The 23,208-nt window shown below is 66.7% G+C and carries 22 protein-coding genes; 16 read left to right on the plus strand and 6 right to left on the minus strand.

Annotated elements, in window-relative coordinates:
- Window positions 1–43: 43 nt before the first annotated feature.
- The 3 genes from ectB to ACFWCF_RS19180 all read right to left on the minus strand — a co-directional run bounded on the left by ectB (window position 44) and on the right by ACFWCF_RS19180 (window position 4,158).
- A complete protein-coding gene (gene ectB / locus ACFWCF_RS19170) occupies window positions 44–1,327 on the minus strand; it encodes a diaminobutyrate--2-oxoglutarate transaminase (protein ID WP_378489923.1) in 1,284 nt (427 codons plus the stop codon).
- A 67-nt stretch (window positions 1,328–1,394) separates the two neighbouring features.
- On the minus strand, window positions 1,395–1,913 hold the full coding sequence (ectA, locus tag ACFWCF_RS19175) for a diaminobutyrate acetyltransferase (RefSeq protein ID WP_378489922.1): 519 nt from the start codon (window positions 1,911–1,913) through the stop codon (window positions 1,395–1,397).
- Window positions 1,914–2,055: 142 nt separating this feature from the next.
- Window positions 2,056–4,158, minus strand: a complete 2,103-nt coding sequence (locus ACFWCF_RS19180) for a RecQ family ATP-dependent DNA helicase (RefSeq protein ID WP_378489921.1) — start codon at window positions 4,156–4,158, stop codon at window positions 2,056–2,058.
- 146 nt (window positions 4,159–4,304) lie between these two features.
- On the opposite strand from ACFWCF_RS19180, the gene ACFWCF_RS19185 reads away from it, so the two are divergent.
- Window positions 4,305–5,858 carry an acetyl-CoA hydrolase/transferase family protein gene (locus tag ACFWCF_RS19185; protein WP_378564612.1) on the plus strand — a complete coding sequence of 518 codons (1,554 nt, stop codon included), beginning with the start codon at window positions 4,305–4,307 and terminating at the stop codon, window positions 5,856–5,858.
- A gap of 10 nt (window positions 5,859–5,868) precedes the next feature.
- On the opposite strand, the gene ACFWCF_RS19190 is transcribed toward ACFWCF_RS19185, so the two are convergent.
- Window positions 5,869–6,474 carry a DUF3515 domain-containing protein gene (locus tag ACFWCF_RS19190; protein ID WP_378564615.1) on the minus strand — a complete coding sequence of 202 codons (606 nt, stop codon included), beginning with the start codon at window positions 6,472–6,474 and terminating at the stop codon, window positions 5,869–5,871.
- Between the two features lie 110 nt (window positions 6,475–6,584).
- Between ACFWCF_RS19190 and ACFWCF_RS19195 the strand changes: the two genes are divergently transcribed.
- From ACFWCF_RS19195 to ACFWCF_RS19205, 3 genes are all read left to right on the plus strand, one after another.
- Window positions 6,585–7,580 (plus strand): thiamine-phosphate kinase, encoded by a 996-nt coding sequence (locus ACFWCF_RS19195; protein WP_378564618.1) that lies wholly within the window; start codon window positions 6,585–6,587, stop codon window positions 7,578–7,580.
- A gap of 9 nt (window positions 7,581–7,589) precedes the next feature.
- Window positions 7,590–8,111, plus strand: coding sequence for a gamma carbonic anhydrase family protein (locus ACFWCF_RS19200; protein ID WP_378489917.1), 522 nt, complete (start codon window positions 7,590–7,592; stop codon window positions 8,109–8,111).
- A gap of 84 nt (window positions 8,112–8,195) precedes the next feature.
- A complete protein-coding gene (locus tag ACFWCF_RS19205) occupies window positions 8,196–8,894 on the plus strand; it encodes a uracil-DNA glycosylase (protein WP_378564621.1) in 699 nt (232 codons plus the stop codon).
- Between the two features lie 36 nt (window positions 8,895–8,930).
- Here ACFWCF_RS19205 and ACFWCF_RS19210 read toward each other — a convergent pair whose 3' ends face one another.
- Window positions 8,931–9,731, minus strand: coding sequence for an enoyl-CoA hydratase/isomerase family protein (locus tag ACFWCF_RS19210; RefSeq protein ID WP_378489915.1), 801 nt, complete (start codon window positions 9,729–9,731; stop codon window positions 8,931–8,933).
- Window positions 9,732–9,818: 87 nt separating this feature from the next.
- Window positions 9,819–10,010 (minus strand): 50S ribosomal protein L28, encoded by a 192-nt coding sequence (rpmB, locus tag ACFWCF_RS19215; protein WP_054720034.1) that lies wholly within the window; start codon window positions 10,008–10,010, stop codon window positions 9,819–9,821.
- Window positions 10,011–10,201: 191 nt separating this feature from the next.
- Between rpmB and ACFWCF_RS19220 the strand changes: the two genes are divergently transcribed.
- The 12 genes from ACFWCF_RS19220 (at window position 10,202) to ACFWCF_RS19275 (ending at window position 23,200) form a co-directional block, all read left to right on the plus strand.
- Entirely contained in the window at window positions 10,202–11,869 is a 1,668-nt protein-coding gene (locus ACFWCF_RS19220; protein ID WP_378564982.1) for a DAK2 domain-containing protein, read from the plus strand.
- Window positions 11,870–11,913: 44 nt separating this feature from the next.
- Entirely contained in the window at window positions 11,914–14,220 is a 2,307-nt protein-coding gene (recG, locus tag ACFWCF_RS19225) for an ATP-dependent DNA helicase RecG (RefSeq protein WP_378564624.1), read from the plus strand.
- A gap of 271 nt (window positions 14,221–14,491) precedes the next feature.
- Window positions 14,492–17,893: a pyruvate carboxylase gene (locus tag ACFWCF_RS19230; RefSeq protein ID WP_378564627.1), complete on the plus strand. Its 3,402-nt coding sequence runs from the start codon at window positions 14,492–14,494 to the stop codon at window positions 17,891–17,893.
- Entirely contained in the window at window positions 17,890–18,456 is a 567-nt protein-coding gene (rsmD, locus tag ACFWCF_RS19235; protein WP_378489911.1) for a 16S rRNA (guanine(966)-N(2))-methyltransferase RsmD, read from the plus strand. Before ACFWCF_RS19230 ends, rsmD begins: the two co-directional genes overlap by 4 nt.
- Window positions 18,453–18,944: a pantetheine-phosphate adenylyltransferase gene (gene coaD, locus ACFWCF_RS19240; protein ID WP_378489910.1), complete on the plus strand. Its 492-nt coding sequence runs from the start codon at window positions 18,453–18,455 to the stop codon at window positions 18,942–18,944. The genes rsmD and coaD overlap by 4 nt, the downstream gene beginning before the upstream one ends.
- Before the next feature lie 127 nt (window positions 18,945–19,071).
- On the plus strand, window positions 19,072–19,830 hold the full coding sequence (locus ACFWCF_RS19245) for a DivIVA domain-containing protein (RefSeq protein WP_378564630.1): 759 nt from the start codon (window positions 19,072–19,074) through the stop codon (window positions 19,828–19,830).
- 163 nt (window positions 19,831–19,993) lie between these two features.
- Window positions 19,994–20,557 carry a YceD family protein gene (locus ACFWCF_RS19250; RefSeq protein WP_378564985.1) on the plus strand — a complete coding sequence of 188 codons (564 nt, stop codon included), beginning with the start codon at window positions 19,994–19,996 and terminating at the stop codon, window positions 20,555–20,557.
- A 2-nt stretch (window positions 20,558–20,559) separates the two neighbouring features.
- On the plus strand, window positions 20,560–20,742 hold the full coding sequence (rpmF, locus tag ACFWCF_RS19255; protein WP_006551208.1) for a 50S ribosomal protein L32: 183 nt from the start codon (window positions 20,560–20,562) through the stop codon (window positions 20,740–20,742).
- An 11-nt stretch (window positions 20,743–20,753) separates the two neighbouring features.
- Window positions 20,754–21,518, plus strand: a complete 765-nt coding sequence (gene rnc / locus ACFWCF_RS19260; RefSeq protein ID WP_378564633.1) for a ribonuclease III — start codon at window positions 20,754–20,756, stop codon at window positions 21,516–21,518.
- A 7-nt stretch (window positions 21,519–21,525) separates the two neighbouring features.
- Window positions 21,526–22,410, plus strand: coding sequence for a bifunctional DNA-formamidopyrimidine glycosylase/DNA-(apurinic or apyrimidinic site) lyase (mutM, locus tag ACFWCF_RS19265; protein WP_378564636.1), 885 nt, complete (start codon window positions 21,526–21,528; stop codon window positions 22,408–22,410).
- Between the two features lie 48 nt (window positions 22,411–22,458).
- The gene (locus tag ACFWCF_RS19270) at window positions 22,459–22,896 is read left to right on the plus strand and encodes an OsmC family protein (RefSeq protein WP_378489906.1); all 438 of its coding nucleotides are present in this window, start codon (window positions 22,459–22,461) and stop codon (window positions 22,894–22,896) included.
- Window positions 22,897–22,906: 10 nt separating this feature from the next.
- On the plus strand, window positions 22,907–23,200 hold the full coding sequence (locus tag ACFWCF_RS19275) for an acylphosphatase (protein WP_378564640.1): 294 nt from the start codon (window positions 22,907–22,909) through the stop codon (window positions 23,198–23,200).
- The last annotated feature ends 8 nt before the right edge of the window (window positions 23,201–23,208 follow it).

A 23,208-nucleotide genomic window follows, 5' to 3' on the forward strand; every position in this document is an offset into this window, starting at 1 on the left:
GTGAAGCAATGCTCTTTCTACTGGTGAACTGGGGGACGAACGGTCAGGAACGGACCTTGGCGGTGGCCTCGGCGAGGATGTTCAGACCGAACTCGAGTTCGTCGTCGGAGATGGTCAGCGGCGGCAGCAGCTTGACGACCTGGTCGGACGGTCCCGACGTCTCCGCCAACAGCCCCTGCTCGAAAGCGATACTGCACACCTTCTGGGCATCGGACGGTTCGTCGAAGACCAGACCCTGTACCAGGCCGCGTCCGCGGGTGGAAACACCCTCGAACATGTCGGACAGGTTCATGAAGGTCTGATGGATACGCTCACCCTTGCGCAGCGTGCCGCGCTCGAGTTCGTCGTTGGTCCAGTAGTGGTTCAGTGCTGCAGTCGCGGTGATGAATGACGGGCTGTTGCCACGGAAGGTGCCGTTGTGTTCGCCGGGGCCCCAGACGTCGAGCTCGCGCTTGAAGAGTGTGAGGGCCATCGGCATGCCGTAGCCACCGATCGACTTCGACAGCGTCACGATGTCGGGGGTGATGCCGGCCTCCTCGAAGGAGAAGAACGCACCCGTACGGCCGCAGCCCATCTGGACGTCGTCGACGATGAGCAGAATCTCACGTTCGGAGCACAGATCTGCCAGGGCGCGAAGCCATTCGGCGCGCGCGACATTGACGCCACCTTCACCCTGGACGGTCTCGACGATCACCGCGGCGGGCCGGTTGAGGCCACTGCCGGAGTCGTCGAGCACGCGGGAGAACCACTGGAAGTCCTCGGTGACACCGTTGAAGTAGTTGTCGAACGGCATCGGAGTGGCGTGTACGAGCGGCACACCGGCACCGGCGCGCTTCATCGAGTTGCCGGTGACCGACAGCGCGCCGAGCGTCATGCCGTGGAACGCGTTGGTGAAGTTGATGATCGATTCGCGACCGGTGACCTTACGGGCCAGCTTGAGAGCGGCTTCGACGGTGTTGGTGCCGGTCGGGCCGGGGAACTGGACCTTGTAGTCGAGTCCACGCGGCTTCAGGATCACACGCTCGAACGTCTCGAGCAGATCGCGCTTGGCGGTGGTCATCATGTCGAGGCCGTGAGTGATCCCGTCCTTCATGATGTAGTCCACCAGGGCGGACTTCAGGATCGGATTGTTGTGGCCGTAGTTCAGGGCCCCGGCACCGGCGAAGAAGTCCAGGTAGTCCTTGCCGTCTTCGCTCCGCAACCAGGAGCCGGACGCCGTGTCGAATACTGCGGGCCACCCACGGCTGTAACTGCGGACCTCGGATTCGAGGCTCTCGAAGATATCGTTACCAGCGTGGGTGCCGGGCTTGTCTTCCAGGATGGTCATTTTCTCTGGTCCTCCTGTGATGAATTTCGATGACGAACGTGGCTCGGGAATTATCCGTAATGCCTGATCAGTCGCCGATCGTGTAAAGATCTTCCGCCAGGTGTGAATCGGGAAAATCATCGGGAGCGAACAAATCGGTTCGCGTGATATGAGTGCCACGGCGTCGTGCCAGGGCGGTGAACATGGCGATCGAGGCCGCGTTGTCGGGGCTCACGGTGGTTTCCAACCGGGTCACACCGGACGGGCGGAGTCGATCGAGAAGGGAGTCGAGCATGCGCCCGGCGACTCCGCGACCACGCTGATCTGCGTCGACAGCAACCTGCCACACGAACAGCGTCTGGGGGGAATCCTGCCTGCGGTAGCCGGTGATGAATCCGACCGGACGATCGGTCTCGTCGGTTGCGACCACCGACGTGTCGGCGAAGTCGCGACACCACAGCACATACGCATAACCGGAATTGACGTCGAGCACCTCGGAATCGCGGGCAATCTGCCACAAACGCTTTCCGTCGGAGATCTGCAGACTCCGAAAACTCAATTCAGCCGGTTCAGTCGTTGGGGTACTACTCTCCATAACGGGCTTCATAAGTAGTTCGAACTTAACAAGAGTCCGGATCGAAATCACCCCATTGGTCCGAATCGGCGGTGAATAACCCGGGCTCTGTGCAGGTGAGGCGCCGATTGTGAGGCCGGTCACAATTGTGTATCGACCGGCGCTCCTCGAGCGATTACTTCGGGCTCGCCAGCGCGAAGGGGAGCACCCCCTCGGCTCCCGCCGCGGTGAGATGTCGTGCCGCCATCGTCAAGGTCCACCCGGTGTCGGTGACGGCGTCGACGAGGAGTACAGGTCCGTGATGCCCGTCGAGATCCACCGGCTCCCACGCGTCGACCAACGCGGCGATCCGGTACGCAGAATTCGCAGCGATCACCGCCGGCGCACCGGGGCGCCGCCGCAGGACACCCAGGTTCTGCAGGCGACCGAGTCGAGCGAGTTGCTCGGCGAGCGATTCCACCAGTATCGGATGGTCGGGTGAGTCGAGCGCCATCACCGCGCTCGGGCGTTCGGCCCAGTCCCACGCCGCCAGCACCGCCACCGCGGCCTTCACGACGGACTCGGGTGCCTCGGCATCGGGACCGTCCAGCAGCGAGCGCAGCCGCGGGCCCCACCCGAGATCGGACAACCGACCGAGCACACGGCCGGGCTCCGGCCCGTCGGTGATCTTCCCGGACAACTTCACGCCAAGAGTCGCCATTCCGGTGGGCCATTGCTTGCGGGGCGGCAGATCGACACCCGGACGCTCGAGTCGGGTGCGGGTGCGCTGCACCTCCTCGTCGTCGACACCGGCATCCCAGCGGACTCCGGTGCAGTTGTCGCACCGACCGCACCCGGGCATGTCCGGACTGGATTCGGGATCGTCCAACTGGCGCCGCAGGAAGACCATGCGGCAACCCGCGGTCCGCTCGTACTCGAGCATCGCCTCCTGCTCGGTCGTGCGCGCCACTTCGAGGCGGGCATAGCGCTCGGCGTCGTACTCCCACGGCTGCCCGGTCGCGATCCAGCCGCCCTTGACGCGGCGCACCGCCCCGTCGACATCGAGGACCTTGAGCACCATCTCGAGTCTGGACCTGTTGAGGTCGACACGGGGCTCGAGGGCCTGCGTGGACAACGGACGTTCATGATCCAGCGCGCCGATCACGCGGCGAACCAGCGACTCCTCCGGGAACGCGACCGACGCGAACCACTTCCAGATCTGCCGGTCTTCACTGCCGGGCAGGAGGATCACCTCGGCGCGGTCGGTGGATCGACCCGCGCGCCCGACCTGCTGGTAATACGAGATCGGCGACGACGGGGCCCCGAGGTGCACCACGAACCCGAGGTCCGGCTTGTCGAAGCCCATCCCGAGCGCAGAGGTCGCCACCAGTGCCTTGACACGGTTCGCGAGGAGATCGGCCTCGAGTTGTTCACGCTCGGCGGTGTCGGTCTGCCCGGTGTACGCGGCCACCGCGTGACCATGGTCGGCCAGCAGCGACGCCAGGTCGCGTGCCGCGGACACCGTCAGTGCGTAGACGATTCCCGAGCCGGGAAGTTCGTGCAGATGCTGCGCAAGCCATGCGGCACGTCGTGCAGGCTCGTCGATCTGCACCACCGACAGGTGCAGCGACGGACGGTCGAGCCCGCCTCGCAGGACCAGTGTGTCGTCGGTTCCCGCGCCGACGCCGAGTTGGGCCGCGACGTCGGCGACCACGCGGTCGTTCGCGGTCGCCGTGGTGGCCAACACGGGGATGCCCTCACCGAGTTCGGCGACGAGCGTGCGGATGCGCCGGTAGTCGGGCCGGAAATCATGACCCCAGTCGGATACGCAGTGCGCCTCGTCGACCACCACTAGACCTGCGTCGCGTGCCAGCGACGGCAGAACCTGATCGCGGAAGTCCGGGTTGTTGAGCCGCTCGGGGCTGACGAGCAGAACATCGATCTGTCCGTCGGCGATGCGCTGATGGATGCCGTCCCACTCGGTCACATTCCCGGAGTTGATCGTCGCGGCGTGAACGCCTGCGCGTTCGGCGGCCTCCACCTGGTTGCGCATCAACGCGAGGAGGGGGGACACGATCACGGTGGGCCCGTGCCCGTGAGCACGGAGAAGTTTGGCGGAGATGAAGTACACCGCGGATTTACCCCAGCCCGTGCGCTGCACCACCAGGGCACGACGACGATGCACCACGAGCGCTTCGATCGCCGTCCATTGGTCGTCGCGGAGTGTTGCGGCCGGCCCGGCCAACTCTCGGAGCAGTCGTTCGGCATCGTCGCGCAGATCGGTTGTCGGGGTGCTCATGTGCCCCATCGTGCACGACAACTCCGACGTCCACCCGTTGCTCAGTAGTCGTCGCGGCGGCCTACTCTCTGTACGTTACGGTGGTTTCTGTTCTGCGGGCATGGGTAGCGTGAGGGACAGATTGTTACCGCCGCTAAACTGCCCGCATGTCGATCAGCGCTGCCTCCGCTCCCCCGATCTCGAATTCGACTCGGATCAGGAACCGGGATTTTCTCGACAAGGTCGTCTCCGCGGAAGAGGCAGTCCGGTACATCCACCCCGGCGACACCGTTGCGATCAGTGGTTTTGCCAGTGCCGGTACCCCGAAAGCTGTTACCCCCGCCCTCGCTGAGCGAATTCGCCGTGCTCGTGCCGCCGGCGATGACTTCGCCATCGACCTGCTCACCGGTGCCTCGGTGTCGGCCGAGACCGAGCGTCTGCTCGCCGAGACCGATGGGGTCGCGCTACGGATGCCTTACCAGTCCGAGGCCACCGCGCGTGCCTGCATCAATGCAGGACGGATGGACTACGTCGACATCCACCTGTCGCACGTGGCACAGCAGGTCTGGGAGGGCTACTACGGCAGGATCGACGTCGCGGTGGTGGAGATCGCCGGTATCACCGAATCGGGTGAGTTGATCGCGGCGACATCCGTCGGCAACAGCAAGACCTGGCTCGACATGGCCGAGCGGATCGTGCTCGAGGTCAACTCCTGGATCCCGGAAGGACTCGCGGGCTGCCACGACATCTATTACGGCACCGCGCTGCCACCGCACCGCACGCCGATCCTTCTCACCGGCGTGGACGACCGGATCGGGCAGCCGCACTTCGTGGTCGACCCCGAGCGCGTCGTCGCGGTGGTGGAAACCCACGCACCCGACAGTCCGAGCAAGCTGACCCCGCAGGACGCCACCAGCGAGGCGATCGCGATCCACGTCCTGGATTTCTTCGGCCACGAGGTGTCGGCCGGCCGCCTGCCTGCCGACACCCTGCTTCCCCTGCAGGCCGGGATCGGCAATGTCGCCAACGCGGTCCTCGCCGGCCTGTCCCGCGGCCCGTACCAGGGACTGACCTGCTACTCCGAGGTCATCCAGGACGGCATGCTGCAGCTGATCGAGGACGGCACGGTGCGATTTGCCTCCGCGACCGCGTTGGCGCTGTCGGAGAGCGGGCTCGACAAATTGGTGAACAACATCGATTTCTACCGCGAACGCATCTTGCTTCGTCCCCAGGAGATCAGTAACCATCCGGAAATCGTGCGGCGACTCGGCATCATCGGCATGAACGGAATGCTCGAGGCCGACATCTACGGCAACGTCAACTCCACCCATGTGATGGGCACGCGGATCATGAACGGGATCGGCGGTTCCGGTGACTTCGCCCGCAACGGCTACCTGTCGATGTTCCTCAGTCCGTCCACCGCCCGCAACGGCGCCATCTCCTCGATCGTGCCGATGGTGCCCCATGTGGACCACACCGAGCACGACGTGCAGGTGCTGGTCACCGAGCAGGGCCTTGCAGACCTGCGAGGTCTTTCGCCGCGCCGACGTTCACGGGTGGTCATCGAGAAATGTGCACATCCCGACTACCGCGCGGAGCTGACCGACTACGTCGACCGTGCCGAAGCCACCGAGGGCACGGGGCACACACCGCACCTACTCGGAGAGGCCTTCGGATTCCATCAGCGGTTCGAGCAGACCGGATCCATGCACGCGCGGTGAGTGCGACGACTCAAGGACCTTCCACCGGAGCCGGGTCGATCTCCTGCTGCGGCAGAACATCGGCCACCGCCGCCGAGATATCTTGCAGAGGCGTCGGACCCGAGCCGTTCGGGACGGTCAGTGCGACATAGACCGGACGGTCCACGACATACCACGTGCTGGCATCGATACCCTGCTCGGCGCCCGAGACCTCGAACCACTGCACCCCGTCGATGATCTGCAACGCAGCGGCCTGATCGAACTCGGCGGGCCGTTCGAGACCGCACCGCACGACAACCTCGGAGGCGTCGGCGGCCTGCCATGCTGCCGCACCGACCGGTGCGGGGTCTGCCAGCTCTGCCCGGGCGAAGTCGCCGATGTTTTCGGGAAGTGCGGCGAGCAGGTCGGTGCACGCGCTCGATTCCGCTTCGGGCGCGGGGACCGGTCCCAGCCCCACCGGGCTCGTCACGGGGTTACGCGACACCATGACGGCTGCCACGACGATGCCCGTGAGCAGTGCAATGGGAAGCGCGACCGCCGTCGCGATCACCGCGGGGCTACGGCGGGGCTCCTCAGCGGCGGTCTCGGTGGCATCCGCCGCAGTCGGATCGGGGTCGGGCGCAGAGTTGTCGTTCATCGTCTTCCCGGAATCGGAGAGTGAGCGGGTAGGAAGGTAGCGTTTGACGACGCTAGCAGGGTACGCACTCCGCCAGACCACAGCCGATCGAGAAAGAGGCGCCAATCACCGTGTCGAATCCGATCGGTTCGTCCAGCAGCTCCGAGCGGGAACTCACCGTCGCCGAGGTGGGGGAGTTCCCCACGATCGCCCGCGCGGCCTCCGGTCGGCGACAGCCAACCACGACGCTGGTGGGCCCCGGTCACGACGCCGCCATCGTGGCGGCGGCGGACGGCCGGGTCGCGGTCTCCACCGACATGCTCGTCGAAGGCCGCCATTTCCGGCTCGACTGGTCGTCACCGTACGACGTCGGGCGCAAGGCCGTGGCGCAGAACGGTGCGGACGTCGCCGCGATGGGAGCGCGACCCATCGCATTCCTCGTGGGGCTCGGCTGCCCGCCCGACACTCCGGTGTCGGTGCTCGACGGGATCTCCGCGGGTATCGGTGAAGCCGCCGAAGCGATCGGTGCCGGCGTAGTCGGGGGAGACCTCGTCCAGGCCGACCAGGTGATCGTGGCCGTCACCGTGCTCGGTGATCTGCAGGGGCGCGCACCGCTGCTGCGTTCGGAGGCGCGCGCAGGCGACATCGTCGCGCTCGCCGGTAGCACCGGAGCGTCCGCGGCGGGACTGGCCCTGCTCGAGGCCGAACACACCGGATTCACTGATCTCGTCGACGCCCACCGGGTTCCGTCACCGCCCTACGAGGCCGGGGTAGGGGCCGTGCTCGCCGGGGCTCATGCAGGTACCGACATCTCCGACGGGCTACTCGCCGACCTCGGGCACATCGCGGTCGCGTCGGCCGTCGCGATCACCGTGGAACAGCACACCGTCGAACCCGGACCACGTCTGACGGCCGCGGCGGAGGAACTCGGAGCCGACCCGTGGGGCTGGGTGCTCACGGGAGGCGAGGATCATGCCCTCGCCGCATGCTTTCCGCCCGAAGTGGAGTTGCCGGACGGGTGGCGACGAATCGGCCGCGTGCACGAAGGCAGCGGTGTGACCGTCGACGGCCGGACCCGGGAGTCACCGGGTGGGTGGGAGAGTTTCGGGTCGGCAACCTCGAGATAGGTTTTCGGCATGGCTGTTTACGCGCTCGGCGACCGCACTCCCGACATCCACCCCACCGCCTACGTGCACCCCGACGCGGTGGTCATCGGCAACGTCACCCTCGGCGCTCACGCTTCCGTATGGCCGACCGCGGTCCTGCGGGCCGACTACGGCCGGATCGTCATCGGCGAGGAAACGAACATCCAGGACGGCACGATCATCCACTGCACCGCGATCGACGACACGATCCTCGGCGCGCGGTGCGTGATCGGCCACAACACCCACATCGAGGGCGCCACGATCGGTGACGGCGCGCTGATCGGGTCGGGTTCGCTCGTGCTCAACGGATCCACGATCGGTGAGGGCGCCCAGGTTGCGGCCGGCGCCCTGATCCCGCCGCGCTTCGAGCTCCCGGCGCGCCGGATGGCGATGGGGATCCCCGCGAAGATCCGTGACGGATTCGAGTTGCCCGAGGGCCACTTCGACGCGAACGCGAAGATGTACGCCGCGAACGCCGACTACTACCGCACGGCGCTGCGTCGTATCGAGTGATCGGGTCGTATCGACTGATCGGGTCGCAGCGATCGGCCCCGAACCGTATCGACAGGCAGACAGATCGACCGAGGAGTTCCTGACGTGAGCGAACAGACAACCGAGCGGGAAGCGAAGCCGCTGTCGGAGATCGTCGACCCGGGCTGGGCGGAAGCCCTCGCGCCGGTCGCCGACGACATCACCGCAATGGGCACGTTCCTCAGGGCGGAGATCGCAGCCGGGCGCAGGTACCTACCCTCCGGCGACCACGTCCTTCGTGCGTTCACCCACCCGTTCGACCGCGTGCGGGTGCTGATCGTCGGCCAGGACCCGTACCCGACGCCCGGCCACGCGGTCGGACTGAGCTTCTCCGTCGCACCGGACGTGCGGCCCATCCCGCGCAGTCTCGCCAACATCTACCGCGAGTACGGCGAAGACCTCGGATTGCCGCAACCCACCAACGGCGATCTCACACCCTGGTCGGAACAGGGCGTGCTGCTGCTGAACAGGGTGCTCACCGTGCAACCGGGAGAACCGGCATCACATCGGCGCAAAGGGTGGGAGGGTGTCACCGAACAGGCGATCCGCGCGCTCGTCGCGCGGGAGACCCCGCTCGTCGCGATTCTGTGGGGTCGCGACGCGGCCACCCTCCGCCCCATGCTCGGCGGTGTCCCTACCGTCGAGTCTGCGCATCCATCGCCGCTGTCGGCGTCGCGCGGATTCTTCGGATCGAAGCCGTTCAGTCGCGCGAACGCGTTGCTGGTAGAGCAGGGTGGCGAGCCGGTGGACTGGCGTCTGCCGTAGCGGAGCGGCTCGCGACAGCCCAGCGGCTCGCGACCATCACTGCTGTTCGGCGTTGGCGCCCAGCGACCAGTCGGGGCGACGCTTCTCGACGAACGCGTCCACACCTTCGACACCGGTCGGGGTGGTTGCTGCGGCGGAGATCGATGCAGCCTCGGCATCCAGCTGTTCGGACAATGACCTATGCACGGAATCGTTCACCAGACGGTGGATACCCGCGTAGGCCGCGGTCGGACCGTGCGCCAGGGTGCGTGCGATCCGGAGGGCCTCGCCCTGGATCTCGTCGTCGCCGACGATCCGGCTGAGCAATCCGAGCCGGACTCCTTCCTCAGCGCTGATCACAGCATCGGTGAGGATGAGTTCGCGCGCACGGGCGAGTCCCACGACGCGCGGCAGAGTCCACGACATGCCGCCATCCGGGGTGAACCCGATCGACGGGTAGGCAGCCCGCAGCTTGGTTGCGGGACCTGCGAACGCGATATCGGCGTGCAGCACGATGCTCATGCCCGCACCGGCCGCCCAGCCGTGTACCGCGGCGACGACGGGCACCGCGATCGCGTCGAGCGCGCGAACGAAGTCGTGGAAGAGGTTCGCGATGTCGAACAGGTGGGCGCTGCGGTCTTCGGCCGCGGCGAAGCCACGGACGTTTCCACCCGCGCAGAAGTTTGCGCCCTCGCCGACCAGCAGGACAGCGCCGATCTCGGGGCCGGCCGAACGCAGGGCTGCGATGCCCTGCCTCATACCTTCGGGGGACAACGACGTGCCGTGTTCGGCGGTGGCCACGGCGATCCGCAGCACACCGTCCTCCACGCGTACGAGGGACTGTAGGTTTTCGGTCACCGTCGCACCATATCGGTACTGGTGGCCGAACGATCAAGGCCCCCGGTGCATTACGCACCGGGGGCCTCGATTACAACTCCATCGGGATCAGCCGCGAGCAACCTTTCCTGCCTTCAGGCAGGAGGTGCACACGTTCATCTTGCGGGTGTTGCCCGGTGCAACCTGAGCGCGGACGCTCTGGATGTTCGGGTTCCAGCGACGGTTGGTACGCCGGTGCGAGTGCGAGACCGACTTCCCGAAGCCGGGGCCCTTGGCGCATACGTCGCAGACGGCAGCCATGTCGCGAACTCCTTGTGTCTAGTGGATATCTTCTGTCTGTGCGGCCACAGACACGGGGATCGTCGTCACCCGTGTCAGGCAACCGGACCAGCTTAACCATCCGGACTGCGTAAGACCAAACCGGACACGTGATCGCGGCGCAGCTAGGCTTTCGACGAGTGTACGAGAGCGCAGGAAAAGGGGTTGATCGGGTGCTCGAGGTCGGTGAGGGCGTCGACGGTCGAGCGTTGCGTCGGTGGGTCGAGTTGGGGCTGGATACTCTCGGCGAGCGCTGCCACGAGATCAACACCCTCAACGTCTTCCCGGTCCCCGACGGAGACACCGGCACCAACCTCCTCGCGACCCTGCGTGCCGCCGCCGATGAACTCGGCGGACCCGTCGACGGTGCGCTCTCGGTAGGAGCGGTCGCCGAAGCACTGGCCCGCGGCGCGTTCGTCGGAGCGCGCGGCAACTCCGGGGTCATCCTCGCTCAGGGGCTCCGCGGCGTCGCGGACTCGATCGCGGGACTGAACACCGTCGACGGCCGCGACTTCGCCCGCGCTCTGGACCGCGCCGCCACCACCGTCACCGGTGCACTGAGCACCCCCGCGGAGGGCACTGTCGTCACCGTGCTGCGCGCGGCCGCGGGCGGAGCCGCACGCGCTGTGGTCGACACGAAGTCCTTGGAGATCGCCGTCGGGGCTGCCGCCGATGCCGCGGCGACGGCCCTCGAGGACACGACCGAACAGCTCGATGTTCTCGCCGCGGCCGGAGTCGTCGATGCAGGCGGTCTCGGTCTGCTGATCTTGCTCGACTGCCTCGTCGAAATCGTGTCGGGGCAGCGTCCCGACCGTCGTCTGCGCCTCACCAGCACCCCCGTCACGGACGCCGGTGGTCGCGACATCGCGGATCACGCCGTCTCCGAACACGACGGTGTGTCGCAGGACTACGAGGTCATGTACATCGTCGACGGATCCGATCGCGCGCGGATCGGAATGCTCCGGGCCCGGCTCGGCGAACTGGGCGATTCGGTCGCGATCGTGAGTGACGGCTCTGCCGGGTGGTCGGTCCACGTGCACTGCTGCGACCCCGGTGCCGCGGTCGAGGCGGGAATCGCGGCGGGCAGACTGCGACGCATTGCCATCACAGGCTTTGCGCTGGAAGCGCACCGTGCGGGGTCGTGTGGCCCGAGCGCTCCGGTTCAGCGGATCCCGGTGCCGGGTTCCGGCCGCGCGGTCCTTGCGATCGTGTCGGGCGACGGCGCCGCGGCATTGTTCGACGCCGAGGGAGCCACCGTTCTCTCGGAAGAGACAGCGGCCGACCCCCGTCTGCTGCTCGACGCGATCCGGTCGTTGCCGAGCGCGGACGTCCTCGTCCTCCCCAACGGCTGGGTGCCCGAGCAGCACATCGTCGCGGTGGGAGCCCAGGCAAGAGACGGATACCGGGAGGTGATGTTTCTTCCGAGTTCCTCGATGATCCAGGGACTGGCGTCCCTCGCCGTGCACGACCCGGGGCGCGCGACCGTCGATGACGCGTTCGCGATGTCGGAAGCAGCCGCGGCCACCCGTTGGGGGTCGCTGCGATATGCGACCGAACGTGCCTTGACCTGGGTCGGAACGTGCGAACCGGGCGACAGTCTCGGGCTCGCCGGTCGAGATGTCGTAGTCATCGAGCATGATCTTGTGGCAGCGGGTGTGTCGCTGCTCGACAAGATCCTCGCTGCGGGCGGTGAGCTCGTGACGATGCTCGTCGGCGACGGCGCGCCCGACGGTCTCGCCGAACAACTGACCCGCTACCTCGACGACCACCACCCCGAACTCGAGGTCGTGGTGTACCAGGGGGGCCAGCGCAGCGACCTGCTGCAGCTCGGCGTCGAGTAGCCGGTGACCTCGGAGGGTCACCGCACGGAACGGAAGGGACGGCAGTGGCGACACTCGCGGACCGCCTCGATCATCTCCTCGGCCGGAAGACCGCCGACAAGTTGTCCGAGGCGTTCGGGATGACCACGGTGGAAGACCTGTTGCGGCACTACCCGCACCGCTACGCCACCCAGGGCGCCGAACTCGGAGACACCCAGCCGGTCGAGGGCGACCACGTGACGATCATCGCCCGTGTGGAGAAGGCCGACGAGGTCCGGATGAAGAGCAGGCCCGGTACACGGCTGGCTGTGGTGCTCGTGTCCGACCGGCACAAGATCGATGTCACCTTCTTCAACCCGCACAAGGTCAAATACAACATCAAGCCCGGTGTGCGTGGCATGTTCTCGGGCACCGTCAAGTACTTCCGCGACAAGTGGAGCCTGGCGCATCCGAGCTATGTGATCCTGCCCGAACCACGTGAGCCCGAAGTCGGCGGCGCCGCGCCCGCACCGGTGCGGGTTCGTGGAGCCGGTGCGTTGGCGGGATTGGCACGCAGCGCACAGGGCGGCGACGGCATCGACATGTCGATCTTCGATCGGGCACTGATCCCGATGTATCCCGCCACCCGCGATGTGGAGTCGTGGACCGTGATGCGGTGTGTCCGGCAGGTGCTCGATCAGCTCGACTCCGTCGACGATCCACTCCCGGACGGGGTGCGCGGCGAACACTCCCTGATCGGACTCGACGAGGCGCTGCGCACCATCCACCTGCCCGATTCCAAAGACGACGTCACCCGCGCGCGGGATCGGTTGCGGTTCGACGAGGCCGCCGCCGTGCAGCTGGTGATGGCCCGTCGGCGCCACGACGTCGAGGTGCGCAGCGCACCGAAGTGTCCGCGCAGGCCGGACGCGCTCGCCGACGAGTTCGATCGCCGGTTGCCGTTCGAGCTGACCGAAGGACAGCTGTCGGTGGCCGAGGAGATCTCCGCGGATCTGTCGCAGGACCACCCGATGAACCGGCTGCTGCAGGGCGAGGTGGGTTCCGGCAAGACGATCGTCGCGTTGCGGGCGATGCTGCAGGTGATCGATTCCGGTCACCAGTGTGTACTGCTCGCGCCCACCGAAGTTCTCGCAGCGCAGCACGCACGCTCACTCACCGCGATGCTCGGCGACCTCGCCGCTGCAGGGGAGCTCGGCGCCCACGCGCTCGCCACCCGCATCACGCTCCTGACCGGCTCCATGAAGACGGCGCAGAAGCGGCAGGCGCTGAACGAGGCGATCACCGGCGACGCGGGCATCGTGATCGGCACCCACGCTCTCATCGAAGACAACGTCGACTTCTTCGATCTCGGTCTGGTCGTGATCGACGAGCAGCACAGGTTCGGTGTCGAGCAACGCGACAAGTTGCGTTCCCGTGGGCGCGACGGCGCGGCCCCGCACGTCCTGGTGATGACCGCGACACCGATCCCGCGGACCATCGCGATGACGGTGCTCGGAGATCTCGAAGTGTCGACCCTGCGTGAGTTGCCGAGGGGGCGTTCCCCGATCGTCAGTCGTGTGGTGCCGGCGAAAGTTCATCCGACGTGGGTCGATAGGGCATGGGAACGCATCCGTGAGGAGGTCGCGGAAGGACGTCAGGCGTATGTCGTGTGCTCGCGGATCGGCGACGGAGATGCCGACGACGACGCTGCCTTCGACCCTGCCGCCTTCGAACTCCTCGACGAGACCGCCACCGGGAAGAAGGGCAAGCAGAAGCCGCCCGACACCAAATCGGTGCTGCAGCAGTTCGACGAACTGACCAGCGGTCCGCTGGCCGGCCTGAGTGTCGGATTGCTGCACGGGCGGCTCCCCGGTGACGAGAAGGACACGGCGATGCGCGACTTCGGGTCGGGCGCGATCGACGTGCTGGTGTGCACCACGGTCGTCGAGGTCGGCGTCGACGTACCGAATGCGACGGTGATGGTCATCGTCGATGCCGACCGGTTCGGTGTCAGCCAGCTGCATCAGCTTCGTGGCCGTGTCGGGCGAGGCGGCCATCAGGGCCTGTGTCTGCTCATCACCGACACCAAACCCGGAAGTCCGACGATGGCCAGACTCGAGGCGGTTGCAGGCACGACCGACGGCTTCGAACTCGCCCAGCTCGATCTGCAGCTGCGTCGTGAAGGAGACGTTCTCGGCGTCGCCCAGTCCGGAACGGTGTCGACCCTGCGCCTGTTGTCACTCGTCGACGATGTCGAGGTGATCGCCGCCGCTCAGCGGTTCGCCCGGGAGATCACGGACGAAGATCCGGAGCTGAAGCACCACCCGGGCCTCGCGAGCATGGTGGACGCTGCGCTCGACACCAGCAAGACCGAGTTCCTCGAGAAATCCTGATCGAGGACGCGGGGGCCGTCGGTCGCGCAGTGTCTCGGACCGTGGACTGTCGGTTACAGAAAAGCGGTCTCCGCGGACCGGCACAAGCCCTCGATGTTCGTTCGGAGGTAGCACGCCCGGCGTGTTCTGTTACGGCTCTGGGACTCTGCAGATTGCCGCGATGTTTCCTCAGCGACGACTGCATCGTTACAGTCCCGCATCAACGCGGGATTGTCTCGAGATGTGGAATCCCGGAGGAGGAAGTGCTGTTCGGGCGCGGTACCGTCGTGCAATGTTCTCCAAAGTGCTTGTCGCCAATCGAGGCGAGATCGCAATCCGCGCCTTTCGCGCTGCCTACGAACTGGGTGCAGAAACGGTCGCGGTGTTTCCGTACGAAGACCGCAAGTCCCTGCATCGCCTGAAGGCCGACGAGGCGTACCAGATCGGCGAGGAAGGCCACCCCGTGCGGGCATACCTTTCGGTCGACGAGATCGTCAGTGCAGCCGCGTCGGTGGGCGCCGACGCGGTCTACCCCGGCTACGGCTTCCTGTCCGAGAACCCGGACCTCGCCGCGGCATGCGATCGGGCAGGCATCACCTTCGTCGGACCGTCCACCGAGATCCTCGAACTGACCGGCAACAAGGCGCGTGCGATCGCGGCGGCGAAGGCGGCGGGCCTGCCGGTGCTGGCATCGTCGGAGCCGTCTGCGGATATCGACGCGCTCGTCGCGGCGTCGGAGACGATGACATTCCCGGTGTTCGTCAAGGCCGTGGCGGGCGGCGGTGGACGCGGTATGCGACGTGTCGCCGAGCCCGCGCAGCTGCGCGAATCGATCGAGGCGGCGTCCCGCGAGGCCGACGCGGCATTCGGTGATCCGACCGTCTTCCTCGAGCAGGCCGTGGTCAACCCTCGCCACATCGAGGTGCAGATCCTGGCCGACAAGCACGGCAACGTCATCCACCTCTACGAGCGGGACTGCTCGGTGCAGCGCCGCCATCAGAAGGTCATCGAGCTTGCACCGGCCCCCAACCTGGACCCGGAACTCCGCGACCGGATCTGCGCGGACGCCGTCGCGTTCGCCGAGCAGATCGGCTACCAGTGCGCGGGAACGGTCGAGTTCCTCCTCGACGAGCGCGGCAAGCACGTCTTCATCGAGATGAACCCGCGCATCCAGGTCGAGCACACGGTGACCGAGGAGATCACCGATGTGGATCTGGTGCAGGCGCAGCTGAGGATCGCCTCGGGCGAGAGCTTGGCCGACCTCGGTCTGAGCCAGGACGCGATCCGCATCCACGGTGCGGCACTGCAGTGCCGCATCACCACGGAGGATCCGGCCAACGGTTTCCGTCCGGACACCGGCCGGATCACCGGCTACCGCACCCCGGGTGGTGCAGGTATCCGCCTCGACGGGGGCACCTCGGTCGGCGCGGAGATCTCGGCGCACTTCGACTCGATGCTGGTCAAGCTCACGTGCCGCGGCCGCGACCTCGAGGCCGCCGTCGCCCGCGCCCGTCGCGCGGTGACCGAGTTCCGCATCCGGGGTGTGTCGACGAACATCCCGTTCCTCCAGGCCGTGCTCGACGACGAGGATTTCCGCGCGGGTCGCGTGACGACCTCGTTCATCGAAGAGCGCCCGCATCTGCTGACGCAGCGACGCTCGGCCGACCGTGGCACGAAGATCCTCGAATACCTTGCCGACGTCACGGTCAACAAGCCGCACGGCGAGCGGATCGCGACGGTGTACCCGCACGACAAGCTCCCTGCGATCGACCTGTCGGCGCCCCCGGCGCCCGGGTCGCGGCAGCGACTGCTCGAACTCGGCCCCGAAGGTTTCGCGCGGGCGCTGCGCGAGCAGAAGGGCGTCGGCGTCACCGACACCACCTTCCGCGATGCACATCAGTCGCTGCTCGCGACGCGCGTGCGCAGCAAGGACCTGCTCACGGTGGCCGGTCACGTCGCTCGCATGACCCCCGAACTGCTCTCGATCGAGGCGTGGGGCGGCGCGACCTACGATGTGGCGCTTCGCTTCCTGCACGAGGACCCCTGGGAGCGGCTCGCGGCGCTGCGTGAGGCGATCCCCAACATCAACCTGCAGATGTTGCTGCGCGGCCGAAATACCGTCGGGTACACCCCGTATCCGGAGGCCGTGACGCGCGCGTTCGTACAGGAGGCCGCCGACACCGGCATCGACATCTTCCGCATCTTCGACGCGCTCAACAACGTCGACCAGATGCGTCCGGCGATCGACGCGGTGCGCGAGACGGGCACCACGCTCGCCGAGGTCGCACTGTCGTACACCGGCGACCTGTCGAATCCGAACGAGACGCTCTACACGCTCGACTACTACCTGAAGCTGGCCGAGCAGATCGTCGATGCCGGCGCGCACATCATCGCGATCAAGGACATGGCGGGTCTGCTCCGTGCTCCCGCCGCGGCCACTCTGGTCAAGGCGCTGCGCAGCAACTTCGATCTGCCGGTGCACGTGCATACCCACGACACTCCGGGCGGTCAGCTCGCGACCTACGTCGCGGCCTGGCACGCCGGAGCCGACGCAGTCGACGGCGCCTCTGCGGCGCTCGCGGGTACCACGAGCCAGCCGGCATTGTCGGCGATCGTCGCGGCAGCGGCGCACAGCGAATTCGACACCGGCCTCGATCTGCAGGCCGTGTGCGATCTCGAGCCGTACTGGGAAGCACTGCGCCGCGTGTACGCACCGTTCGAGTCGGGCCTGCCCGCGCCGACCGGCCGCGTCTACACGCACGAGATCCCCGGTGGACAGCTGTCGAACCTCCGTCAGCAGGCCATCGCGCTCGGTCTCGGAGATCGGTTCGAGGATGTCGAGGCCGCCTACGCCGGCGCCGACCGACTGCTGGGTCGCCTGATCAAGGTGACGCCGTCGTCGAAGGTGGTCGGTGACCTCGCTCTGCACCTGGTGGGTGCGGGCGTATCGGTCGAGGACTTCGCGGCCGAGCCCGGCAAGTTCGACATCCCGGATTCGGTCATCGGGTTCCTGCGCGGCGACCTCGGAACACCGGCCGGTGGCTGGCCGGAGCCGTTCCGTTCGAAGGCGCTCTCCGGGCGTGGCGAACCGAAGCCCGAAACGCCGTTGACGGACGAGGAGGAGAAGGGCCTGGCAGGGTCGTCGAACGAGCGTCGCCGCACCCTCAACCGGCTGCTGTTCGCCGGACCGGCCCGCGAGTTCGAGCAGCACCGCGAGCAGTACGGCGACACCACCGAGTTGTCGGCGAACCAGTTCTTCTACGGACTGCGGCACGGCGAGGAACACCGCGTCAAGCTCGGCAAGGGCGTCGAACTGCTCATCGGGCTCGAAGCGATCTCCGACGCCGACGCCCGCGGTTTCCGCACCGTGATGTGCCTGCTCAACGGGCAGCTTCGCCCTGTGTCGGTGCGTGACCGGTCGATCGCCAGCGAGGTTCCCGTGGCGGAGAAGGCAGACCGCAACGATCCGGGTCATGTCGCGGCTCCGTTCGCGGGCACGGTCACGCTCGTCGTCTCCGAGGGCGACAAGGTCGCGGCCGGGGACACGGTTGCCACGATCGAGGCGATGAAGATGGAAGCGGCGATCACGGCGCCCCGCGGCGGGCTGATCACCCGCATCGCCGCCGGACCCGTCCAGCAGGTTGAAGGTGGAGATCTGCTCGTGGTCGTGGCGACGGAGGCCGGCGCCGAGTGACACGTATCGTCGCCGGTCGAGCCGGGGGGCGGCGCCTGACGGTGCCGCCCCGCGGTACTCGCCCGACATCCGAGCGGGTGCGCGAGGCACTGTTCAGTTCGCTCGATGCACGGATGGATCTCGACGGGGCAGTCGTGCTGGACCTCTACGCGGGGTCCGGCGCGCTCGGCCTCGAAGCACTGTCCCGAGGGGCGTCGCACGCGATGCTCGTCGAATCCGATGCGAAGGCGTCCGCGGTGATCCGCGACAACATCACCGTCATGGGGCTGCCCGGTGCGGTGCTGCGCTCCGCGCCGGTCGCCGCTGTCCTGGCAGCGGGTGCCGACCGCGAATACGACATCGTCTTCGCGGATCCTCCGTACGCGATCGCGGAGGACGCGGTGGCCGAGGTGCTCACCGCGCTGGTGGATCACGGTTGGGTGGGGGAGGGCTCGATCGTCGTGCTCGAACGCTCCACACGGGCGCCGGAAACCACGTGGCCCACGGGTTTCGAGGTCGGCCGGATCCGGAAGTACGGCGAGACACGAGTGGAGATCGCCGCCTGTTACGGTGCTGACTCATGAGCCGCGCGGTATGCCCAGGATCCTTCGACCCGGTCACCAACGGACACCTCGACGTCATCGCCAGAACCGCGGTGCAATTCGACGAGGTCGTGGTCACCATCGTGATCAACCCCAACAAGCAGGGCATGTTCACAGTGCCCGAGCGCCTCGAGATGCTCTCCGAAGCCACCTCACACCTCGGTAACGTGCGCGTCGACTCGTGGCAGGGGCTGCTGGTCGACTACGCGACGGCGAACGGGATCTCCGCGATCGTCAAGGGGCTGCGCGGTGCCAACGACTTCGACTACGAGCTGCAGATGGCGCAGATGAACCACAAGCTCACCGGTGTCGACACCCTGTTCGTGGCCACCAACCCGGTCTACAGCTACCTGTCGAGTTCGCTCGTCAAGGAGGTCGCCACCTACGGCGGCGACGTCTCCGACATGTTGCCCGACGCGGTGCACAAGCGACTCCTCGCGCGCATCGCCGAGCGGGCCGTAGGCAAGTAACTCCCTTCACGCCACCGAACCGTGATCCGACACACCGGCGCATGGACCGGAGTCGAAGCCGAAGCTGCGGCAGACTGGACTCAGCGCGGTCGCAGCGGCCGGGTCGACGGATCAGATTGGGGTTGGCGTGTACCGGGTATTCGAGGCACTCGACGAACTTGTCGCGATCACCGAAGAGGCACGAAGCGTTCCCATGACGGCGAGCTGCGTGGTCCCGCGCGGCGATGTGCTCGAGCTTCTCGACGACGTGAGGGACGCACTTCCTGCCGAACTGGACGACGCTCAGGACGTTCTCGACCACCGCGACAAGCTGGTCGGCGACGCGCGGGTTCTGGCGGACAAAACGGTCGGTGATGCCGACGAGGAAGCGCGCACCCTGCTCGAGGATGCCCGAGCCGATGCCGACCGCATGCTGTCCGACGCCAAGGCGCAGGCAGACCGCATGGTCGGCGAGGCGCGCGCGCACGCCGACGAACTGGTCGCCGATGCACAGGCGGAGACGGATGCGCTCATCGCCGACGGCAAGCGGCAGTACGACGCTGTCACCGGTCGGGCCCGCTCCGAGGCGGACCGCATGATCGAGGCAGGCAAAGCTGCCTACGACAGGTCTGTCGCCGATGGTCAGGCCGAGCAGGCACGGCTGGTGTCGCAGACGGAAGTCGTGCAGTCGGCGCACGCGGAGTCGGCGCGGGTCATCGACAGTGCCCACGCCGAATCCGATCGGTTGCGCACCGAGTGCGACGAGTATGTCGACAGCAAACTCGCCGAGTTCGAGGAAGTGCTCGACACCACGCTGCGGTCGGTCGGTCGTGGTCGTCAGCAATTGAGGACTTCGGGCAGGCCGGACTATGCCGAGGCGGACCACCGGGCATCGTGGCGGCGGTGACACATCGCGGGTAGTGAAGCACCCGTTTTTTCGTGAATTGCACGGTCGTCGCGTACCATAGAACGGTTGCCCAGTGAATTCGCACTGACCTCTGTTCGAAAGTGAGATCGACGTGTCTACCCACCGCTCCGGTACACGGCATCCCGAACGGGAAGCCGGTCTTGTGCTGGATACGCTCTCGCTGGGGCGTCGTCCCGGATCGATGCGTACGGTGCAGCGACTCGCTCCGTCTCCGTCGCGCCTCGGACTCGATCTGATCGCGATCGAGGAGGGCAGCGAGATCGACCTCGACCTTCGGTTGGAGTCGGTGTCGGAGGGTGTTCTGGTGACCGGTACAGTTCGTGCCGACACCGTCGGTGAATGCTCTCGATGCCTCGAGCCGTTCACGGGCGAGGTGAGTTTGTACCTCACCGAACTGTTCGCCTACCCGAACAGTGTGACCGACCAGACCGCGCAGGAAGACGAGGTCTTTCGGATCGAAGACGATCTGATCGATCTCGAGCCTGCGATCGTCAACGCGGTCGGATTGGAACTTCCGTTACGTCCGTTGTGCACCGACGACTGCGCGGGACTGTGCTCGGAGTGCGGCATTCGCCTGGCGATTGCGGAATCCGGGCACGGACATGAAATAATAGATCCTCGCTGGGCTGGGTTGGCAGCCGCGTTCGGCGCAGGCTCCGAAGAATCCAGCAGTGCATCCGACAGCAAGAACAACGAGGAGAAGTAGACGTGGCCGTCCCCAAGCGCAGAATGTCGCGTTCCAACACCCGGTCGCGGCGCAGCCAGTGGAACACCACTGCGCCCACGCTCGTGACCTGCCCGAACCGCGGCTGCGGTGAAAAGAAGCTGCCGCATGTGGCGTGCCCGTCGTGTGGCACCTACAACGGCCGTCAGGTGACAGCGCCCGTCTGATCGGTACATACGTGACGACCAAGTCGATCGAAACCGCACCCGAGGGCGGCGAGGGAGAACATGCATCTCTTCTCGCCGCCCTCGGTGTCCCGGTGGCCCCTGACCTCTTGACCCTGGCGTTGACCCACCGCTCGTACGCATACGAGAAGGGTGGTCTGCCCACCAACGAACGACTCGAATTCCTCGGCGACGCCGTCCTGGGTCTGTCCGTGACCGAATATCTGTATCTGACGCACCCGGACAAACCCGAAGGCGAACTCGCGAAGATTCGTGCGAGCGTCGTCAACATGCATGCGCTCGCCGAAGTGGCGCGCGAGCTCGGTGAAGGCGGCCTGGGCGGACACCTTCTGCTCGGCAAGGGCGAGGAGATGACCGGCGGTCGCAACAAGGCGAGCATCCTCGCCGACGGAATGGAGTCGTTGCTCGGAGCAGTTCATCTGCAACACGGCATCGAGGTCGCCCGCGAGGTGGTCCTGCGGCTGTTCGCCGAACTGCTCGACCGCGGCCCCCGCTTGGGCGCGGGCCTCGACTGGAAGACCAGTCTGCAGGAGCTCACCGCGGAACGCGGTGCCGGCGTGCCCGTCTACGAGATCACCGCAACCGGTCCCGACCACGACAAGGAATTCACGGCCACCGCTCTCGTGGCAGGCAAGCCCTATGGCGTCGGTGTGGGCCGGACCAAGAAGGAAGCCGAGCAGAAGGCAGCCTCCACCGCGTGGCAGGGATTGTCGAGCGAGGGCGACAAGAACTCCGATACCTCGACCGGGTCGAACTGATCCTGCCGTGCCCGAACTTCCCGAGGTCGAAGTCGTTCGCCGTGGGTTGAGTACCCACATGCTGGGCGCCACCATGGAGTCCGTCGAAGTCCTGCACCCGCGGGCCGCGCGGCGCCACGAACCCGGCCCGCGTGATCTCGCTCTGCAGCTGACCGGTCAGACCGTCTCCGCTGTCGAACGGCGCGGAAAGTACCTCTGGCTCGTGCTCGAACCGACGGACCTGGCGGTGGTCGTCCATCTCGGGATGAGCGGCCAGATGCTGGTGCAGCCACCCACGGTCCCGGATGAAAAGCATCTGCGTATCCGCGCGATGCTCGACACCGGGGCCGACCTGAGATTCGTCGATCAGCGCACATTCGGCGGATGGGCACTCGCACCGCTCGTCGAGGTCGACGGTGATCGAGTACCGTTGCCCGTCGCGCACATCGCACGGGATCCGATGGATCCACGATTCGATCCGTCCGCGGTGGTGAAGGTCTTGCGCAGCAAGCACACCGAGATCAAACGCGCATTGCTCGACCAGACCGTCGTCTCCGGTATCGGCAACATCTACGCGGACGAAGCACTGTGGCGCGCGCAGATCCACGGCAACCGCCCGACCGACAAACTGACCGGACCGAAACTGCGCGCCGTCCTCGCTGCCGCCCACGACGTGATGGCCGAGGCGCTCGATCAGGGCGGCACATCATTCGATGCGCTGTACGTGAACGTCAACGGCGAGTCCGGCTACTTCGAGCGTTCCCTGAACGCGTACGGCCAGGAAGACATGCCGTGCCCGCGATGCGGCGCACCGATCCGGCGCGAGAAATTCATGAACCGCTCGTCCTATTCGTGCCCGCGCTGTCAGCCCCGGCCACGCGGCATCCGGATCGGCGCAGCCGGCAACGTGTGAGCCCCCGTCCTGCGCGCGGTGTCAGGACCGCATGGCAGGATTTCCCACATGGCTGACCAGAACTCCGCGACCACACCCACCGAGCTGTGGGTCGAACGCACCGGCACCCGCCGCTACACGGGACGCAGCTCCCGCGGCGCCGAGGTACTCATCGGCTCCGAGACCGTCGACGGTGTCTTCACCCCCGGCGAACTGTTGAAGATCGCGCTGGCCGCATGTTCCGGAATGAGCTCCGATTTCCCCCTGTCGAGGCGGCTCGGCGACGACTACGACGCGACCATCAAAGTGTCCGGCGCGGCCGACCGCGACAACGAGGTCTACCCGCACCTCGAGGAAGAACTGGTCCTCGACCTGTCCGAACTCGACGCCGAAGCGCAGCAGCGACTCGTTGCGCTCGTCGAGCGGTCCGTCGACAAGGTCTGCACCGTCGGCCGCACCTTGAAGGCAGGCACGAAGGTGTCGTTGACCGTCACCGCGGACGTATAGAGGAGACGCTGTGGCACCGGAGTCGTCGGACAGCACGGAACGCCTCACGGCCTGGGTACACGGTCGGGTCCAGGGCGTCGGCTTCCGCTGGTTCACCCGTGCCCAGGCGCTGGAACTCGGACTCGTCGGCCACGCCACCAATCACCCGGACGGGCGGGTCCTCGTGATCGCCGAGGGGCCGCGTCACGCACTCGAGATGCTGCTCGAATGGCTGCGGTCCGATCTGACGCCGGGGGAGGTCACGCTCGTCGTCGAAAGCTGGGAACCGGCGCGCGGCGGCCTCACCGGATTCGTCGAGCGCTGACGTCCCGG

The organism is Rhodococcus sp. NPDC060090 (genome assembly GCF_042729855.1).
Classification (GTDB): domain Bacteria; phylum Actinomycetota; class Actinomycetes; order Mycobacteriales; family Mycobacteriaceae; genus Rhodococcus.

Bases quoted from the DNA above. Each gene is read 5' to 3' on its own strand.
- ACFWCF_RS19190 (WP_378564615.1), bottom strand. From the start codon at position 6,474: ATGAACGACAACTCTGCGCCCGACCCCGATCCGACTGCGGCGGATGCC.
- ACFWCF_RS19270 (WP_378489906.1), top strand. From the start codon at position 22,459: ATGGCTGACCAGAACTCCGCGACCACACCCACCGAGCTGTGGGTCGAA.
- ACFWCF_RS19200 (WP_378489917.1), top strand. From the start codon at position 7,590: ATGGCTGTTTACGCGCTCGGCGACCGCACTCCCGACATCCACCCCACC.
- ectB (WP_378489923.1), bottom strand. From the start codon at position 1,327: ATGACCATCCTGGAAGACAAGCCCGGCACCCACGCTGGTAACGATATC.
- ectA (WP_378489922.1), bottom strand. From the start codon at position 1,913: ATGAAGCCCGTTATGGAGAGTAGTACCCCAACGACTGAACCGGCTGAA.
- ACFWCF_RS19180 (WP_378489921.1), bottom strand. From the start codon at position 4,158: ATGAGCACCCCGACAACCGATCTGCGCGACGATGCCGAACGACTGCTC.
- coaD (WP_378489910.1), top strand. From the start codon at position 18,453: ATGAGCCGCGCGGTATGCCCAGGATCCTTCGACCCGGTCACCAACGGA.
- ACFWCF_RS19230 (WP_378564627.1), top strand. From the start codon at position 14,492: ATGTTCTCCAAAGTGCTTGTCGCCAATCGAGGCGAGATCGCAATCCGC.
- ACFWCF_RS19185 (WP_378564612.1), top strand. From the start codon at position 4,305: ATGTCGATCAGCGCTGCCTCCGCTCCCCCGATCTCGAATTCGACTCGG.
- rpmB (WP_054720034.1), bottom strand. From the start codon at position 10,010: ATGGCTGCCGTCTGCGACGTATGCGCCAAGGGCCCCGGCTTCGGGAAG.